The organism is Arthrobacter sp. zg-Y877 (genome assembly GCF_030373105.1).
In the GTDB taxonomy this organism is placed as follows: domain Bacteria; phylum Actinomycetota; class Actinomycetes; order Actinomycetales; family Micrococcaceae; genus Arthrobacter_B.
The window spans coordinates 485,865-504,389 of record NZ_JAUCPU010000001.1 but is presented as its reverse complement, the minus strand read 5'-3'; the positions used below and the strand labels follow the sequence as shown (position 1 = coordinate 504,389).

The 18,525-nt window shown below is 66.8% G+C and carries 14 protein-coding genes; 7 read left to right on the top strand and 7 right to left on the bottom strand.

Annotation, left to right across the window (positions count from 1 at the left end; translation table 11 throughout):
- Nucleotides 1-87: 87 nt before the first annotated feature.
- Nucleotides 88-1,491, top strand: coding sequence for an APC family permease (locus QNO03_RS02305; RefSeq protein WP_289601666.1), 1,404 nt, complete (start codon nucleotides 88-90; stop codon nucleotides 1,489-1,491).
- A gap of 37 nt (nucleotides 1,492-1,528) precedes the next feature.
- Nucleotides 1,529-1,921, top strand: a complete 393-nt coding sequence (locus QNO03_RS02300; RefSeq protein WP_289601665.1) for a universal stress protein — start codon at nucleotides 1,529-1,531, stop codon at nucleotides 1,919-1,921.
- A 3-nt stretch (nucleotides 1,922-1,924) separates the two neighbouring features.
- Here the strand turns inward: QNO03_RS02300 and QNO03_RS02295 are convergent, their stop codons facing one another.
- The 5 genes from QNO03_RS02295 to QNO03_RS02275 form a co-directional block, all read right to left on the bottom strand.
- On the bottom strand, nucleotides 1,925-2,263 hold the full coding sequence (locus QNO03_RS02295; protein WP_289601663.1) for a YciI family protein: 339 nt from the start codon (nucleotides 2,261-2,263) through the stop codon (nucleotides 1,925-1,927).
- A gap of 52 nt (nucleotides 2,264-2,315) precedes the next feature.
- Nucleotides 2,316-3,533, bottom strand: coding sequence for a kynureninase (locus QNO03_RS02290; RefSeq protein WP_229948339.1), 1,218 nt, complete (start codon nucleotides 3,531-3,533; stop codon nucleotides 2,316-2,318).
- 92 nt (nucleotides 3,534-3,625) lie between these two features.
- Entirely contained in the window at nucleotides 3,626-4,534 is a 909-nt protein-coding gene (locus tag QNO03_RS02285) for a MaoC/PaaZ C-terminal domain-containing protein (protein ID WP_289601662.1), read from the bottom strand.
- Entirely contained in the window at nucleotides 4,531-5,871 is a 1,341-nt protein-coding gene (locus tag QNO03_RS02280; RefSeq protein ID WP_289601660.1) for a 3-oxoacyl-ACP reductase, read from the bottom strand. Before QNO03_RS02280 ends, QNO03_RS02285 begins: the two co-directional genes overlap by 4 nt.
- Nucleotides 5,872-5,873: 2 nt before the next feature.
- Nucleotides 5,874-7,211, bottom strand: a complete 1,338-nt coding sequence (locus QNO03_RS02275) for an acetyl-CoA C-acetyltransferase (protein WP_229948333.1) — start codon at nucleotides 7,209-7,211, stop codon at nucleotides 5,874-5,876.
- A gap of 80 nt (nucleotides 7,212-7,291) precedes the next feature.
- Here QNO03_RS02275 and QNO03_RS02270 point away from each other — a divergent pair, with 80 nt between their 5' ends.
- Nucleotides 7,292-8,029: a TetR/AcrR family transcriptional regulator gene (locus QNO03_RS02270; RefSeq protein WP_229948331.1), complete on the top strand. Its 738-nt coding sequence runs from the start codon at nucleotides 7,292-7,294 to the stop codon at nucleotides 8,027-8,029.
- Nucleotides 8,026-10,128: an acyl-CoA dehydrogenase family protein gene (locus tag QNO03_RS02265; protein WP_289601659.1), complete on the top strand. Its 2,103-nt coding sequence runs from the start codon at nucleotides 8,026-8,028 to the stop codon at nucleotides 10,126-10,128. The genes QNO03_RS02270 and QNO03_RS02265 overlap by 4 nt, the downstream gene beginning before the upstream one ends.
- Nucleotides 10,129-10,395: 267 nt before the next feature.
- Here the strand turns inward: QNO03_RS02265 and glgA are convergent, their stop codons facing one another.
- A complete protein-coding gene (glgA, locus tag QNO03_RS02260; protein WP_289601657.1) occupies nucleotides 10,396-11,592 on the bottom strand; it encodes a glycogen synthase in 1,197 nt (398 codons plus the stop codon).
- 78 nt (nucleotides 11,593-11,670) lie between these two features.
- On the opposite strand from glgA, the gene glgC reads away from it, so the two are divergent.
- Nucleotides 11,671-12,915, top strand: coding sequence for a glucose-1-phosphate adenylyltransferase (gene glgC, locus QNO03_RS02255; RefSeq protein ID WP_354003874.1), 1,245 nt, complete (start codon nucleotides 11,671-11,673; stop codon nucleotides 12,913-12,915).
- Nucleotides 12,916-13,073: 158 nt separating this feature from the next.
- Nucleotides 13,074-14,510 carry an SDR family NAD(P)-dependent oxidoreductase gene (locus tag QNO03_RS02250; protein WP_229948325.1) on the top strand — a complete coding sequence of 479 codons (1,437 nt, stop codon included), beginning with the start codon at nucleotides 13,074-13,076 and terminating at the stop codon, nucleotides 14,508-14,510.
- Here the strand turns inward: QNO03_RS02250 and QNO03_RS02245 are convergent.
- A complete protein-coding gene (locus QNO03_RS02245; RefSeq protein ID WP_289601656.1) occupies nucleotides 14,489-17,296 on the bottom strand; it encodes a cation-translocating P-type ATPase in 2,808 nt (935 codons plus the stop codon). The genes QNO03_RS02250 and QNO03_RS02245 overlap by 22 nt on opposite strands.
- A 213-nt stretch (nucleotides 17,297-17,509) precedes the next feature.
- Between QNO03_RS02245 and QNO03_RS02240 the strand changes: the two genes are divergently transcribed.
- Nucleotides 17,510-18,517 (top strand): YeiH family protein, encoded by a 1,008-nt coding sequence (locus tag QNO03_RS02240; protein WP_289602045.1) that lies wholly within the window; start codon nucleotides 17,510-17,512, stop codon nucleotides 18,515-18,517.
- Nucleotides 18,518-18,525 lie beyond the last annotated feature (8 nt).

The window sequence follows — 18,525 nt, the reverse complement described above, 5'->3', positions numbered from 1 at the left end:
CCGTCAGTGCATCCCATTGCCAGACCCGGCACCCACCGCGCAGAATACGTCCCAACGCGGTATCAGGGAACGTCCGGAAGGACAGCCATGGCTGACACCAAGTCTGAGACAGGCCAGACCGAGCTCAAGCGGGTCATGGGCACCAAACTGCTGCTGCTGTTCATTGTCGGCGACATTCTGGGAACCGGTGTCTACGCGCTTACCGGACAGGTGGCCGGCGAGATCGGCGGCGCGGCATGGGCGCCCATCCTCCTGGCGTTTGCGGTGGCCACGATCACCGCCTTTTCGTATCTGGAACTGGTGACCAAATATCCGCAGGCCGCCGGTGCCGCGCTGTACACGCACAAGGCCTTCGGCGTGCACTTCCTGACGTTCCTGGTGACATTCGCCGTGCTCTGCTCGGGTATAACCTCCGCTTCAACGGCTTCCAAATTCCTGGCCGAGAACTTCATTGTGGGGTTCGACCTGGAGTGGGGGCAGGCCGGCGTCACCTGGATCGCGGTCATCTTTATGCTGTTGCTGGCCGCCGTTAACCTGAGGGGTGCGGCGGAAAGCGTGAAGTTCAACATCGTGCTGACCGCCATCGAACTGACCGGACTGCTGATAGTCATCGCCATCGGGTTCTGGGCCATGAGCCAGGGCAACGCGGATTTCTCCCGGGTGGTCGTGTTTGAAACCGAAGCGGGCAAGAGCGTGTTCCTCGCCCTCACCGGAGCCACGGCCCTGGCGTTCTTCTCCATGGTCGGTTTCGAGGACTCGGTAAACATGGCCGAGGAAACGCATGATCCCGTCCGGATTTTCCCCAAGGTGATGCTCACCGGCCTGACGATCACCGTCTGTGTCTATCTCCTGGTCTCGGTGGCTGCCGTGGCCGTGGTGCCGGTGGGACAACTCTCCGAGTCCGCCACCCCGCTGCTGGAAGTGGTGCGGGCCGGCGCACCCAACCTGCCCGTGGACGTCATCTATCCGTTCCTGTCGATTTTCGCCGTCGCCAACACCGCCCTGATCAACATGCTGATGGCGAGCCGCCTGCTCTACGGCATGGCGAAGCAGGACGTGCTGCCACGGGGGCTCTCCTCCGTCCTCCCCGGACGGCGCACCCCCTGGGCCTCCATCGCCTTTACGACGGCGATCGCGGTGGGTTTGATCATTGTGGTCACCAACTTCATGGGCCGGGAAACGGTAACGGCGCTTGGCGGCACGACCGCACTGCTGCTGCTGGGCGTGTTTACGGTGGTCAACATTGCCTGCATCGTCCTGCGCAGGATCCCGTCCGAGCGTGCCCACTTCCACTCCCCTCGGGTGATGCCTTTCATCGGTGCCCTGACCTGCGCCTTCCTGATCGGCCCGTGGGCGCAGGACGCCATCGAGTACCGGATCGCCGGGCTGCTGCTGCTGCTCGGCCTGGTGCTGTGGCTGCTCACCTGGATCTGGAACCGCGCAGTGAAGGCCCGCAAAACCCGCTTCAGCGACCCATCGCAGCTGAGTTGAGGGGATCAGCGATGGAGGAGGCAGGAAGAAGGAAGCCATGAGCGTCGTCGTCGGATTCGTCCCCACCCCGGAAGGGGAGGCAGCGCTGCGCGCTGCGATCCGTGCAGCCCGTGACCTGGCCACCGGACTCGTGGTGGTCAACGTCGAAAGCACGCGCAAACCCCGGCCCGAACATACCCCGGACTATCTCAAGGCACTGGCCAGTGTCCTGGACGGCAGCGGGGTTTCGCACGTTCTGCTGCACCCAATGGGTGACTTCGATGCCTCCGAGGAAATCCTGAAGGCCTCGGAAAACCACGGCGCCCAGCTGGTGGTGCTGGGAATCCGGCACCGGACACCGGTAGGCAAGCTTTTCCTTGGCAGCACGTCCCAGCGCGTGCTGCTGGAGGCTGCCTGCCCCGTCCTGGCGGTCAAAGCGGGCCAGGCCTGAGGCCTAGCTTTCCGGATCAAACATGAACTCGCGGAGCTCCTGCGCACAACGGCAGGACACCGCTATCTTCCGGGCCCACTCCACTGCGTCCTCACGGGTCGGCAGCTCCAGGACAGTGAAGCCGCCCTTGAGGTGGCTGCCGGGATAGATTTCGGGGTTCACGGATCCGTCGGCGGAGACAATCACGGGATCCACCTTTTCCTCGATCCCACCGCCGAAGATATACACACCGGCCGCTTTTGCCGCCCTGATGACGGCGCGCGAATCGGCTGCAACAACGGGAAACTCCTCGAAGGTGAGCACCATGGCTTCGCTCGGAAAGGAGATGAGGTATTTGGTCATGCCCGAAGGGTGCCCCGTAGACGGGCGGATGGCAACGGGTATCCGCGTGCGCCTAGAGCTCGGCCAGAATCGCTTCAATCCCGGTAAAGGTCTCCGTGAAGGAGGTGGACAGGGGTGAGAGCCCCAGCCTGATGCCGTCCGGATTGCGGTAGTCCGGAATGATGCCCTGCTTCCAGAGCGCCGCCGTGGCGGCCTTGAACTTCGGATGGTCGACGGTGATGTGGCTGCCGCGCCGGTCCGGGTCGCGCGGCGAGGCCAGCACGACGCCGCGCGGCGCCAGCAGCGCATCGGTTGCGGTGACGGCGTATTCGGTGAGGGCCTGCGACTTGGCGCGGACGGCAGCCATCCCGGCCTCGCGGATCAGGGCAATCATGTCCTGCATGGCGAGCATGCCGAGGATAGGCGGGGTGCCCGAGACCAGGCGCCGGATGCCCGTCGCAGGAACATAGCCCTGCGCCATGCCGAACGGGTCATCGGAACCCAGCCATCCCTGGATGGGCTGCGAGAAATCCTCCTGGTGGCGGGCTGCCACGTAGGCCCAGGCCGGAGCGCCCGGTCCCCCGTTGAGGTACTTATAGCTGCAGCCCACGGCGTAGTCCGTGCCGTCTGCGTCCAGCTCGGCGGGCACAACCCCCACAGAATGGCACAGGTCCCAGAGAACCAGGCCGCCGGCGTCGTGCACCACGTTGTTGATGGCCGCTGCATCGGCAAGGTAGCCCGACCGGTAGGCCACGTGGCTGAAAACGGCCAGTGCCGTCTGTGGTCCGACGGCGTCCGCCACTGCTTCTGCGGTGACCCCTCCCGCGTACCCGGCGGGCACCCACCGCAGGGTGAGGCCGCATTCGCGGGCCACGCCTTCCAGGACGTACCGGTCCGTCGGGAAATTGTCCGCATCGAGCAGGATTTCAGTACGGCCGGGCCGGGCGGCAACAGCGGCGCGGGCCAGTTTGTACAGCAGGACGGTGGTGGAGTCCGCCACGATGCATTGTCCGGGCGCAGCTCCAAGGGCCACCTCCCCCAGCTGGTCGCCGATTACGCCGGGCAGCTCCAGCCACTGCTCGTCCCAGCCCCGGATCAGCCGTCCGCCCCACTGCCGGGTGACGAAATCCTGCAGGTTTTCCGCAGTGGCGCGCAGGGGGCGTCCCAGCGAATTTCCGTCCAGATACGCACGGACACCGTCCGCAGGAAGGAAACGGTCACGGTACCCGGCGAGGGGATCCGCCGCGTCGAGTTCCTTAGCGGTAACGAGCAGCCCTGCAGCATCAATCATGAGGGAACCTTAGCAGCGGACCGCCGCCCAAAACGAAGCCCGCCTGCTTCCGGCAGTACCGGAAGCAGGCGGGCGGTGACTCGGTCCGCAGGCTACGCCAGCGGTACCACGGTGCCGGCGAAGTGCCGGCGCTGGGACCGCGGGTTCCAGCCGGTAAAGCTGGAACCCGTCCACCCGTCCGGTGTTTCATCGTCGGAGATGGTCACGGCAACGGTGGCCGGCAGGAACACAGGTGACTCAAAGTCAATGCTCCACTGGAACGGACCCTCATGGGTCTGCACCGTATCGCCGATAACCCTCGATGCGAGGTACATGCCGTGGGCCAGCGACTGTTTCATGCCCAGCGCCTTCGCCGACAAGCGGCTCAGGTGGATGGGGTTGAAGTCCCCGGAGACCCGGGCATAGTTACGGCCGGCATCGGCACCCAGGCGCCACAGCGCCGTCGGGAGCGGCGGAACGAATTCCGCGCGTACCGCTGACTTGTCCGGCCGGTCAATCCTGGGCAGGAAAACGCCCTTGGCCAGGTACGTGGAACGGCCCCGCCACACGGTCTCGGAAACACCGTCGGCCTCCACCGTGACTTCGGCGACGAGTTCCACCTGCGTTCCGGCCCGGTGCCCACCGAGGTTCTCCGCCCACGCCGTCACCGTCAGCGGTTCCGAGTAATGGATCGGACGGAAATGCTGCACCTCGTTACGCAGGTGCACCATGCCCAGCAGCGGCAGCGGGAAGTCCTCCCGCGCCATCAGGCTCATCGCCACGGGGAAGGCAAACGTATGCACGTAGCCGGTAGGCAGGTAGTCGGTGGCGCTGTGCAGGACCAGGCGCTGGAAATCAGTGAGCCGGGCCAGGTCCACGGCGGCGCCGCGCACCACATGCCGGTCCGCCGGCAGGAGGCCGGTGCCCTTGGCCGGCGACAGCCGCGACTTCGCCGCGCTGCCCACCGCCCCGGCGTACAGCCGTCCGAGTGCGGGGATCTCACTCAGCTGTGTGTCGGTCATGCGCCCACCATGTTCTGGCCGCAGACGCGCACTACCTGTCCGTTGACGCCGGCAGCGGCGTCGGAGGCCAGGAAGGAAATGGTCTCGGCCACGTCCACGGGCAGTCCGCCCTGCTGCAGGCTGGACAGACGGCGCGCCACCTGCCGGGTGAGGGCGGGAATAGCTGCCGTCATATCGGTTTCAATGAAGCCGGGTGCGACGGCGTTGATGGAGCCGCCGCGTGGTGCCAGCAACGGAGCCGTTGCACGGACCATGCCAATGACGCCGCCCTTGGAAGCTGCGTAGTTGGTCTGTCCGCGGTTGCCGGCGATGCCGCTGGTCGAGGCCAGCGAGACGATCCGGCCCTCCGGGCTGAAGCCGCCCGAGGCCAGGAAGGTCTCGTTCATCCGCAGCTGCGAGGCAATGTTGACGGCAATAACCGAACCCCAGCGCGCTTCGTCCATGTTCGCCAGAAGCTTGTCACGGGTGATGCCGGCGTTGTGGATCACGATGTCCAGGTGGCCGTAACGTTCGGCTGCGTGGGCAAGGATGCGGTCCGCAGCGTCCTCACGGGTGATGTCCACCTGGAGTGCGGTGCCGGAAATCTCGTTGGCAACCTTCGCCAGCTGCTCTCCGGCGGCGGGTACGTCCACCACGATGACGGAGGCGCCGTCACGGTGCAGCACCCGGGCGATGGCGGCACCGATACCGCGGGCGGCACCGGTAACGACGGCGACCTTGCCGGCCAGCGGGGCGTTCCAGTCCAGGGGCAGGGTTCCGGCATCCGAACCGACGGTCACGAACTGGCCGCTGACGTAGGCGCTCTTGCCCGAGAGCAGGAACCGCAGGGCGGCTGCCACCGACGGGGCTGATGCCTGGACGCCGTTGGCCAGCACGATGCCGTTGGCGGTCGCACCGCCGCGCAGCTCGTGGGCAATCGAGCGCAGCGTGCCGTCGACACCCTGGCGGGCCGCGGCGGCTGCCGGATCCTGGGCTTCCGCTGCGGGCCGGGAGACGGTGATGACCCGTCCGCCCGGGGCCAGGTCGCGAAGGGCGGCGCCCGCTGCCAGGGTCGGTTCGCCCAGGTCGGTGGGTGCCGCGGCGTCGTCAAGCACGATCAGGATGGCGCCGAGCTTTTCCTTCGGCGTGGCATGCCGGCGGACGTCCTGGTCCCAGTCGAGCAGGAGCCGGGACAGCTCGTCGGCGGTACCGCTCTTGCCGAGCACCAGCACCGGTCCCGGCACCAGGGGCTGGGTGGGATCGAAGCGGCGCAGGATGGCCGGCCGGGGCAGGCCGAGCTTCTTGGACAGTTCCTTGGTGAAGCCGCTGTTAACGAGGTTGAGGTAGGTATCGCTCATGATCAGCGTGCCTCGAGAATCGCGACGAGGCCCTGGCCGCCGGCGGCGCAGATCGAGATCAGGCCGCGGCCTGAACCCTTCTCGTGGAGCATCTTCGCCAGTGAGGCAACGATGCGTCCGCCGGTGGCGGCGAAGGGGTGTCCGGCTGCCAGCGAGGAGCCGTTGACGTTCAGCTTGGTGCGGTCGATGCTGCCCAGCGGCGCATCCAGGCCCAGCCGGGTCCGGCAGAATTCCTCATCTTCCCAGGCGGCAAGGGTGGAAAGGACGGTTCCGGCGAAGGCTTCGTGGATTTCGAAGAAGTCGAAATCGTCGAAGGTCAGGTTGTGGCGTGCCAGCAGGCGCGGCACGGCGAAGGCCGGAGCCATCAGCAGTCCGTCCTTGCCGTGGACGAAGTCGACGGCGCCGGCTTCGGCATCAACGATGTTGGCGAGCATCGGCAGGTCGTGTTCGCGGGCGTAGTCCTCGGAGCCCAGCAGGACAACAGAGGCGCCGTCGGTCAGCGGGGTGGAGTTGCCGGCCGTCATGGTGGCTTCGTCGCCAAGGCTCTTGCCGAAGGCGGGCTTCAGCTTGGCCAGCTTTTCCATGCTGGTGTCGGGCCGTAGGTTCGCGTCCTTGGCCAGGCCGCGGTACGGGGTCACCAGGTCGTCGAAGAAACCGCGGTCATAGGCGGCTGCCATGTTGCGGTGGCTGTTGAAGGCCAGCTCATCCTGGGCCTCCCGGGTGATCTTCCACTGTGCGGTGGTCAGGGCCTGGTGCTCGCCCATGGACAGACCCGTGCGGGGTTCGCCCGTGGACGGTGCATTCGGGGACAGGTCCTTGGGACGGATCCTTGCGACGGCGGCCAGCTTCTGCTTGGTGGTCCGGGCGCGGGAAAGGTCGAGGAGGGCACGGCGCAGGCCTTCGCTCACGGCGATGGGTGCGTCGGAGGCGGAGTCGACGCCGCCGGCAATGGCGGACTCGAGCTGCCCCAGCTTGATCTTATTGGCCAGGCTGACCACTGTTTCCAGCCCGGTGGCGCAGGCCTGCTGCACATCGTAGGCGGGGGTCTCCGGCGACAGTGCCGAGCCCAGGACCGCCTCGCGGGTCAGGTTGAAATCACGGGAGTGCTTGAGGACAGCGCCGCCGGCGACTTCACCGATCCGCTCCCCCTGCAGGCCGAAGCGGGCAACGAGTCCGTCGAGGGCTGCGGTCAGCATGTCCTGGTTGGAGCTGTAGGTGTACTTGCCGCCCGAGCGGGCGAAGGGAATGCGGTTACCGCCGATGACGACCGCTTTGCGCACCGAAGACCCGGCGGCATTGTTCGTGGGTGTAGCTCGTGCGGGTTCAGGCTGTGCAGCCATTCGTCGTTCTCCTTGGGAGTCCATGGGTGGGGGTGTGACGTTAGTTACTGTTACCCAGCGTACCTGATACGCTCAGTATCGTGAACAACACACTGAGGGATCCTTCCGCGCCGGCCCCGGCCGCGGACGGGCGCGCGCTCCGCTGGGAGGCCCATCGGGCCGAACGCCGCCGCACCCTGATCCGAACCGCGCGCCGGGCCGTCCACACTCTCGGGTGCGCGGCATCGATGGAAGAGATTGCGGCCGCCTCCGGCACCTCGAAGTCGGTCTTCTACCGCTACTTCGGCGACAAGGCCGGGCTGCAGAAAGCCATGGGCGAAGTGGCCGTGGCACGGATGCAGGAAAAGATCCTGGAAGCGGGGCGCACGGCAACATCGGCCCGCTCCGGCCTGCGGGCCATGGTGTCGGCCTACCTGCAGATGGCGGAGACCTCGCCCAACGTGTATCTGTTCGTCACGGGCCGGCTTGCCGACGGCGGTACGGAGCAGCAGTTCGACACCACCCTTTCGCACTTCTTCGAAACCATCACGGCAATGATGGATTCGGCCATGCGCCACTATCTGGCCGGCCGGGAGGTACCCCGGGATGCCAGCGCCACGGCGTCGTACTGGCCGGCCGCGGCCCTCGGGATGATCCGTGCCGCGGGCGAACGCTGGATTGCCGCGCCGCCCGGCCCGGACAAACCCACCGAAGAACAAATGACCGACCAGCTGACCGCCTGGCTCTTTGACGGCATCGGCTACGACCAGGGGCATTCGCCCCTTCCCCGGATTTCTTCACCTACCCCAGTCTCCAACCACGAGAAGGAAACGCAATGACGCAAACACTCTCCCCCACCGAACGCCAGCTCCCGGCCAGCGCGACCATCAGCGACAATGACGCCGCCGTGGTGGACGTCGAGGCGCTGGGCCGGGTCCTGCTCGGCAAATGGGCTGAAAAGCGGCTGGCGGCCCGCAAGCTCGCCGGCATGGAAGCCATGCAGACCCCCGCGGGGCTGACCTATACAGAGCACCGCGAACGGGTCATGGACCAGCTGAAGATCCTGGTGGACAGCAAGTCCGTCCACGGCGCCTTCCCCAAGTACGTGGGCGGCGAAGACAGCCACGGCGCTAACGTTGCCGGCTTCACGGAACTCGTGGTGGCTGATCCGTCCCTGCAGATCAAGGCCGGCGTGCAGTGGGGCCTCTTCGGATCCGCCGTGATGCACCTGGGCAACCGGGAGCACCACGAAAAGTGGCTGCCGGGCATCATGAGCCTGGATATCCCGGGCTGCTTCGCCATGACCGAAACCGGACACGGTTCCGATGTTGCCAGCATCGCCACCACTGCCGAATACGACGCCGCGGCCGAAGAATTCGTTATCAATACCCCCTTCCGCGCTGCCTGGAAGGACTACATCGGCAACGGCGCCGTCAACGGCAAGGCCGCCGTCGTCTTCGCTCACCTCATCACCAAGGGCGTGGACCACGGCGTGCACGCGTTCTACGTGGACCTGCGGGACGACAACGGGTTCCTGCCCGGCATCGGGGGCGAGGATGACGGCATCAAGGGCGGCCTGAACGGCATCGACAACGGCCGGCTGCACTTCTCCAACGTCCGCATCCCGCGGACCAACCTGCTCAACAAGTACGGGGATGTCGCCGCCGACGGTACCTACACCTCGGACATCAGCAGCCCCGGCCGCCGCTTCTTCACCATGATCGGCACCCTGGTACAGGGCCGTGTATCGCTCGACGGCGCAGCAGTTAACGCCAGCAAGCTGGCCCTGAAGACCGCCATCCAGTACGGCACCGAGCGCCGCCAGTTCAACGGTGCCTCGGACATCAAGGAAGAGGTGCTGATGGACTACCAGCAGCACCAGCGCCGCCTGCTCCCCCTGCTGGCCACCACGTTTGCCGCCGCTTTCGCCCACGAGGAACTGCTGCATAAGTTCGACGACGTCTTCTCCGGCGCCCATGACACCGATGCAGACCGCCAGGACCTGGAAACCCTCGCTGCCGGACTGAAGTCCCTGTCCACCTGGCACGCCCTGGACACGCTGCAGGAATGCCGCGAAGCCACCGGCGGTGCCGGGTTCCTGGCCGAGAACCGGTTCACCGCCCTGCGCGCGGACCTTGATATCTACGCCACGTTCGAGGGCGACAACACGGTGCTGCTGCAGCTGGTGGCCAAGCGCCTGCTCGCGGACTACGGCAAGGAATTCGCCGGTGCGGACTTCGGCGTCCTCGCCCGCTACGTCGTGGGACAGGCCACCGATGTCACCCTGCACCGCACCGGTCTGCGCCAGATTGCCCAGTCCTTCCGTGACTCCGGCTCCGAGAAGAAATCCGCTATTGCCCTGCGCGATCCGCGGACCCAGCACGACCTGCTGGCGGACCGGGTCGGCACCATGGTTGCGGAGGTGGCCACGGCCCTCAAGGAAGCCCGCGGGCTGCCGAAGGAAAAGGGCGCAGCGGTGTTCAATGAGAACCAGCATGCCCTGATCGAAGCCGCGCGTGCCCACGCCGAGCTGCTTCAGTGGGAAGCCTTCACCCGGGCCCTGGACCGGATGGAGGACGCCGGCACCCGGCAGGTGATGACCTGGGTCCGCGACCTGTTCGGGCTGCGCCTGATCGAAAAGAACCTTGGGTGGTACCTCATGAACGGCCGCCTGTCCGCGCAGCGTGCCCGCACCCTGGGTCCGTACATCAACCGGCTGCTGGCGAAGATCCGTCCGCACGCCCTGGATCTGGTCGATTCCTTCGGCTACGGCCAGGAGCACCTGCGGGCAAAGATTGCCTCGGGTGCCGAAAAGATCCGCCAGGACGAGGCCATGGAGTACCAGCGGCTGCTGCGTGCCAGCGGTGCCGCTCCGGTGGACGAGAAGGTTCTGATTGCCCGGAAGAAGGCAGAGCAGAAGAAGTCCGGCCGGAAGTAACGCAACACTGGTAGAAAGGGCGCCTCCGCAACTGCGGAGGCGCCCTTTCGGCGTTCCGGGGTATCTGGCTTCAGTGATCGTGCACAGCGTCCCACTGAGTGGGGCCGGTGTTGCCTGCTGGGGTCACGGTGGTCACAACAGCACCACCGGGTGGGACCCTGTGCGGCAGGGCGAGGTGCCGGACCCCAGTCCGGGCACAGAAAGGGCGCCGCAGCATCTGCTGTGGCGCCCTTTCTGGATTTGGCTGTGTTGGCTACAAGGGGTTGGCTACGCCAGGACGGACCGGTAGACAGCCAGGGTTTCCTCGGCAATGGACTCCCAGGAGAACTGCTCGGTTGCCCGGACCCGGCCGGCCTCACCCATCCGCCGGGCGAGGGCCGGATCGCTGACCACGGAGGTCAGCGCCTCCGCGAAGTCCCGTACGAACTTCTCCGGGTCCAGCGGGGTGCCGGTCCCGTCGGTGACCTGGTCGATGGGCACCAGCACACCGGTGACGCCGGAATCCACCACTTCCGGAATGCCCCCGGTCGCACTGGCGACGACGGCGGTGCCGCAGGCCATCGCCTCAAGGTTCACGATGCCCAGCGGTTCGTAGACCGACGGGCAGGCAAAGACGGTGGCGATGGAAAGAATCTTGATCAGCTCGGCGCGCGGCAGCATGCGCTCAATGACCACGACGCCGGTGCGGGTGCGCCGCAGGTCCTCGATGAGCACGGCGGTTTCCGCCGCCAGCTCCGGGGTGTCGGCAGCACCCAGGCACAGCACCAGCTGGACCTCCGGCGGCAGCAGCGCGGCGGCCCGGAGCAGGTACGGCACACCCTTCTGGCGGGTATTGCGGCCGACGAAGACCACGCTGGGGCGGTCCGGATCAATGTCGAAGGCGCGGACGCCGTCGGGGTCGATATCCGGCTGCCACTGCTGCACGTCGATGCCGTTGTGGACCACCCGGACCTTGCCCGGGTCCACGTCCGGGTAGCTGCGCAGGATGTCCTGGCGCATGCCTTCGGACACGGCGATGATCGCGGCGGCTGCCTCGTAGGCGGTCTTCTCCACCCAGGAGGACACGGCGTATCCCCCGCCGAGCTGCTCGGCCTTCCACGGACGCAGCGGCTCCAGGCTGTGGGCACTGAGGACGTGCGGAATACCGTGCAGCAGCGACCCCAGGTGTCCGGCCATGTTCGCGTACCAGGTATGCGAGTGGACCAGGTCCGCCCCGGCCAGCCCGCCCAGGATTTCAAGGTCCGTACCCAGGGTCTGGACGGCGGGATTTGCCGACTGCAGTTCCGCCGGCACCGCATAGCTCTTTACTTTGGCTCCATGGAAATCCTCAGGGCGCGGGGCCCCGAAGCAATGCACATGGAGATCTACTTCTCCGGCCAGGACACGGCTGAGCTCGGCGACGTGAACGCCTGCTCCCCCGTAGATTTCCGGCGGGAATTCCTTCGACACAATATCTACTCGCACTAAACCAACGTAGTGCACCGGGCAACCAGTGATCTAGTCTGAAGTCAGTAGACTTATTTTCGGAAGAGGTTCAACACAATGGCGCCAAAGAAGGTCCTGGCAGTAGTTCTTGCAGGCGGCGAAGGTAAACGGCTGATGCCGCTCACGGCTGACCGCGCAAAACCGGCGGTTCCCTTTGCCGGGCGCTACCGCCTCATTGATTTCGCATTATCGAATCTGGTGAACTCCGGATATCTCCAGATAGTGGTTCTGACCCAGTACAAATCCCACAGCCTTGACCGGCATATCTCCGAGACATGGCGGCTCTCCACCCAGCTGCAGAACTACGTCGCCTCGGTGCCAGCACAGCAGCGCGTGGGCAAGAGCTGGTTCCTGGGCAGCGCGAATGCCATCTACCAGTCCATGAACCTGATTGAGGACGCCCAGCCGGACATCGTCGTCGTCATCGGCGCGGACCACGTGTACCGCATGGACTTCTCCCAGATGGTCGAGGCACATATTGCTTCCGGCGCATCGGTGAGCGTTGCCGCCGTGCGGCAGCCGCTGCACCTCGCGGACCAGTTCGGCGTGATCGAAACGGACGCCGAGAACCCGGAACGCATCGCCGCGTTCGTGGAAAAGCCGGAGACTACCCCGGGCCTTCCAGATGATCCGGGCAGCTTCCTGGCCTCCATGGGCAACTACGTCTTCAATACCGACGCCCTGGTTAAGGCGCTGCAGTGGGACGAGGAACGCCTGGTCACCAAGCACGACATGGGCGGGGACATCATTCCCTACTTCGTGGAACGCGGTGACGCTGCCGTTTACGACTTCACCCGCAACGTCATCCCCGGAGCCACCGGCAGCGACCACCAGTACTGGCGCGACGTCGGCACCCTGGATTCCTATTACGACGCCAACATGGACCTGATCTCCCCCATGCCGGCGTTCAACCTGTACAACCTGAAGTGGCCCATCTACACGCGGCAGAGCATCTCCCCGCCCGCCAAGTTCGTGCGCAGCGCCTCCGATCAGGCCGGAACCGCCTTCGACTCGATCGTGTCCGACGGCACCGTCATTTCGGGCGGCAAGGTAACCGGCTCCGTGCTGGCACAGGACGTGTACGTTGCCTCCAACGCGGAAGTGACGGACTCGGTGCTGATGGACAAGGTGCACGTAGGTGAGGGTGCGGTGGTCCGCCGGGCCATCATCGATAAGAACGTGCGGATCCCGGCCGGTGCCACCGTTGGTGTGGACCGGGAACTGGACCTCAGGCGCGGCTTCACCGTGACCGAATCGGGACTCACCGTGCTCAGCAAGGGCCAGCGGATTCCCGAAGCGTAGCAGCGGACTGGGACAGCAGCAGGGGCGCCGGGTGTGAGATTCCCCGGTGCCCCTGCTGCTGATACGGGGCGTTGCCGGCTTCTCCGGTATCCTCGTCATGGCGCACCCGGTGCGCCTGCACCGTGGATCCTCCGGTGCCGATAAGCGTAAAGGCCACCATGAGCACCCCTGAACTAAACCCGGAAGAAATCCAGACCGCCCTTCGGGTCCTGGCTTCCATCCACGTCCTGGATGAAGAGGACCCCGACTACGTCGCAGTCCGGCGGGCCACCGCCAAGATGTTCAAGTCCGTGAAGAAGCACCGGAAGAACGAAAAGCGCTCGGCCGTTGCCGAGGCGGACCGCGCCGTCGTCGCCCTCACGGCCACGGGCGCGGCAGACCGGATCGACGATGAAACCCGCGGCGCGCAGCTGACCACCGCCGCCCACGGACCGTCCGCCGGAACGTTGCTTAAACCGCGCAACTGCTACATCTGCAAGCAGCCCTACACCGTGGTGGATGCCTTCTACCACCAGCTCTGCCCTGAATGTGCGGCCTTCAGCCACACCAAGCGCGACGCCCGGACGGACCTGACGGGGAAACGGGCGCTGCTGACCGGCGGCCGGGCGAAGATCGGTATGTACATTGCCCTGCGGCTGCTGCGCGACGGCGCCCACACCACCATCACCACGCGCTTCCCCAAGGACGCCGCACGACGCTTCGCCGCCATGGAGGACTCCGCGGACTGGCTGCACCGGCTGCGCATCGTCGGCATTGACCTGCGCGACCCCGCCCAGGTCATTTCGCTGGCCGAGTCCGTCGCCGAGGCCGGTCCCCTCGACATCCTGATCAACAACGCGGCCCAGACGGTCCGGCGCTCCTCCGACGCCTACCGTCCGCTGACCGACGCCGAATTGGCGCCCCTGCCGGACGGCCCCATGCCCGAACTGGTGACCTTCGGGCACACCTACGATGCGCACCCCACCGCGCTGGCCGGCTCCGTTGCCGCGCACCCGGTACTGGCCGCCGACGCCGTCACCGCCCTGGCGCTCACGGCAGGGTCCTCGTCGCTGGCGCGGATGGAAGCCGGAACGGCCATCGACGCCGGCGGTCTTGTGCCGGACACGGCACCGATTAACAGCTGGACACAGGTGGTGGACCAGGTGGACCCGCTGGAGATGCTCGAAGTGCAGCTGTGCAACGTCACGGCGCCGTTCCTGCTGGTGAACCGGCTCCGCCCCGCAATGGCTGCCTCCTCCGCTCGGCGGAAATACATCGTCAACGTCTCCGCAATGGAAGGCCAGTTCTCCCGCCGCTACAAGGGCCCCGGACATCCGCACACCAACATGGCCAAGGCGGCGCTGAACATGCTCACCCGCACCAGCGCCGAGGAAATGCTGGAAACGGACGGAATCCTCATGACCGCAGTGGACACCGGCTGGATCACCGACGAACGTCCCCACCCCACCAAGGTGCGGCTGGCGGAGGAGGGCTTCCACGCCCCGCTGGACCTGGTGGACGGCGCGGCCCGCGTCTACGACCCGATTGTGATGGGCGAAAACGGCGAGGACCAGTACGGCGTCTTCCTCAAGGACTACAAGCCCTCGCCCTGGTAGGCCTTCGGCACGGGTGCTGGCCCCGGCCTGCGGCGGCGGGCGGCCAGCCGCTGCACGACCTTGCCGATCTCGGAGGCCACCAGCACGGTGGCGCCGACCGCGAGGCAGAGGAACCACTGCGCCGACGTCAGCGGCACGGTGTCGAAGATGCCGGTAAAGATGTCCAGCTGCACCACCAGGACCTGCAGCACCACCACTGCAGCCAGTGACACCCAGATGGCACGGTTGGTGAAGGTCCGGAGCGCAAAAACACTGCCGGTCTCGGAACGGACGTTCAGCAGATTGAACACCTGGTAGAACACGAAGGTCGTAAACGCCATGGTGGTGGCGAAGTTGGTGTTGCCGGCACTCTCCGGGAACCACCGCGCGGCGTTCTCCAGCACTATGCAGGTGCCTGCCGCCATCACGATCCCCAGCAGGGTAAGCACCACGATCCGCCGCCCGGTCAGCAGGGGTTCCGCGGCGGGCCGGGGCGGCCGTTTCATCACCTCGGGATCGGTCCGGTCCACGCCGAGGGCCAGGGCAGGCGGTCCGTCCATGATGATGTTCACCCACAGGATCTGCAGTGCGGTGAACGGCGTCCCGCCGGCGAACCCGAAGGTCGCCGCTGCCAGGAAAATCAGCACGAACCCCCAGGCAGTGGTCAGCTGGAACCGGACAAACTTCAGGATGTTGTTGTAGATGCCGCGGCCCTCTTCGACGGCAGCCACAATCGTGGCGAAGTTGTCATCGGTGAGGATCATTTTGGCGGCACCCTTGGAGACGTCCGTTCCCGTGATGCCCATGGCGATGCCGATGTCCGCACGCTTCAGCGCCGGGGCGTCATTCACGCCATCGCCGGTCATCGCCACAATGTAGCCGTCCGCCTGCAGTGCCTTCACGATCCGGATTTTATGCTCGGGGGAAACCCGCGCCAGCACACCCAGGTGCGGGGCCTCCTCCCGCAGCTGCCCCTCATCCATGGCATCCAGTGCGGTGCCTGCGGCAGCCTGGCCCGGAATCCCCAGGTCCCGGGCAATGGCCGATGCCGTGACCAGGTGGTCCCCGGTGATCATGTGGACATCGATCCCGGCGGCATGGGCCCGGGCAATGGCCTCTCCGGCTTCCTGCCGGGGTGGATCCAGAATCCCGACGACGGCGTACAGCACCAGGTTCGCAGCCTCGGCAAAGAGGGCCTCCGGCCGGGACGGCAGCGGCGCGTCCAGAACCCGTCCGGCCACGGCCATGGTCCGCAGGCCGGCATGAGCCAGGGACTCCACGTCCTGGGAAATCCGGGCCCGCTCCTCCGGGTCCAGGGGCACCAGCCCGGCAGGGGTCTGCAGGAAAGCGGTCCGGTCCAGGACCACGCCGGGCGCACCCTTGACGTTGCAGGTGACCGCCGCTCCGGCGTCGTCGGCGTTGAACGTGGCCATGAACTTGTAGTCGGAATCGAACGGCACCTCGGCCAGACGGCGGTGGGTGGCCCGCGCACCCGCGACATCGATCCCCGCCTTCTCCGCCAGGACCACGAGGGCGCCCTCGGTCGGATCCCCGGTCAACCTGCCGTCCTCCACAGACGCGTCGTTGCACAGCGCCATGGCCAGGTACGCCTCGGCCGGAACCGGAGCGTACTGCCCGTCCGGGCTGAGGATTTTTCCGTCGGTGGAATAGCCGGATCCGGTCACCCGGAAACGCCGCCCGGAGGGTGAATACACCCGCCGGACCGTCATTTCATTGAGCGTCAGGGTGCCGGTCTTGTCGGTGCAGATCTGCGAGGTGCTCCCCAGCGTTTCCACCGCCGCCAGCTGCTTGATAATCGCCCCGCGGGCAGCCAGCCGGGACGCGCCCATGGCGAGCGTGAAGGCGACGACGGCGGTGAGCCCCTCAGGGATGGTCGCCACGGCCAGCGATACCGCGGTCAGGAACAGGTCCTCCCAGCTGTCCCCGCGCAGCAGCCCCAGCACAAAGACGAGGGCGACGACGGCGAAGGCAATGTAGGTGAGCACCCGTGCCAGCTGGTCGATACTGCGCTGCAGGGTGGTTTTCTCCTCGGTGGTGCTGCCCAGCAGGTGCGCAATCGTACCGATCTGCGTGTCCATGCCGGTCCCGGTGACCAGCAGGACGCCCCGGCCGCGGGTCACATCGGTGTCCATATAAAGCAGGTTGGTGCGGTCGGCCACCGGCAGCTGCGGATCGGACAGCGGTGCGGTGGTCTTGTTGGTGGGCTTGGACTCTCCGGTGAGTGCCGCCTCGGCCACCTGCAGCCGGACGGCCTCCAGCAGCCGCCCGTCCGCCGGCACGCTGTCCCCCGCTTCGAGCAGCACGACGTCGCCCGGCACCAGTTCCATCCGTTCAACCCTCGCCTGGCTGCCTGAGCGCAGCACGCGGCAGCTGTCCACGGAGGCATTACGCAAGGCTTCGAGACTGTTTTCCGCCCGCTGTTCCTGCACATAGTTCAAAGCGGTGTTGAGGATGATCACCAGCAGGATCACCACCGGGGTTTCCCATTCGCGGGACACCACGGCACTGACCACCGCGGCGATGAGCAGGACGATGGTCAGCCGGTCCGAGAGCAGCCGCAGGACCTTCCGCCACACGGGGGCTTTTTTGTCCTCGGCCAGCCGGTTCGGGCCGTACCGCTCCAGCCGTCCACGGACCTCCCCGGTGTCGAGGCCGGTGGCCGGGTTGGTTCCCAGGGCCGCTGCGGCGTCCGCGGCGGGAAACAGCCAGGGGAAGTCCAGGACCTGCTGTGCCGGGGCGGCCGGGGTGCTGCCGCCGCTGCCTTGCGAACTCGTGGGCGAACTCATGGGTGCTTCCCCCGGTCGCTTGAGGATGGTGCCCCCATGCTAACAAGGGGCAGGTGCCGTGCAGTATGGCAACCGGGCCTCCGGGAGGCCAGCGCGCCAAAGCCGAAGCGCTTTGGATAACCGCCGCAACTGCGGCAGGGTGTAACCGTGCCCGACTCCTCCGCTGCCTCCTCTGCTGCTTCCACCCCGGTACCGGGCCCGCCGCCTGCCCGCCTGCGCGGTACCGTCCCCGGCCTGCTGGCCGCTGCGGCCGCCGTCGCCGCGTCCTTCCTGGTGCATCTGCTCCTGCCTGCGGTACCCGTACTGACAGCGGCGGTGGTCCTGGGGCTGCTGGCTGCCAACGTGCCCGGCAGTGCGGCAATGGCTTCCGGAGCCTGGAAACCCGGGCTGGCCCTGGCCGCCCGGAAGTTCCTGCGGGCCGGGATCGTGCTGCTGGGATTGAAGGTATCGCTGGTGGACATTGCGGGGCTGGGCTGGTCGGCGCTGGGGCTGATTGTGGTCCTGGTGCTGGCGGCGTTCGCGGGGACGTACGCCATCTGCCGCCTGTTCCGCCTGCCCGGGGATGAACCGGTCCTGATCGCCTCCGGGTTCTCCATCTGCGGGGTCTCCGCCATTGGTGCCATGGCCGCTGTCCGCCGGACCCGGGCTGAAGACACCGTGGTGCCGATTGCCCTCGTAACACTCTGCGGCACACTGGCCATCGCGGCCCTGCCGCTGGCTGGCAGGCTCCTGGAGCTCAGCCCCGAGGTGTTCGGTGCCTGGGCCGGGGCGTCCGTCCACGACGTCGGACAGGTCGTGGCCACTGCCCAGACCGCGGGCGGCACGGCGCTGGCGGCCGCCGTCGTCGTCAAACTGGCGCGGGTGGTGCTGCTGGCACCGCTGACTGCTGCCGCGGGCCTGCTGGCCCGGCGCACGGACACCCGTAAAGGCGGCAGCCGGGAAGACCGTGCCGGGACGGGCAGCCGGCCGCCGCTGGTGCCCCTCTTCGTCCTGGGCTTCCTCGCCCTGATCCTGGTCCGCACCTCCGGCCTGCTGCCGGACCCGGTGCTGGAGGGAGCCGCCGTCGTCCAGGACCTGCTCTTCGCCGCCGCCCTGTTCGCGCTGGGAGCCGGCGTCCGGGTCCGCACGCTGTTCGCCTCCGGTGCCCGGGCGGCCGGCGCCGCGCTCACATCCTGGGTGTTGATCTCCGGCCTGGGCCTGGCGGTGGCCGTGCTGCTGTAGGGCACGAG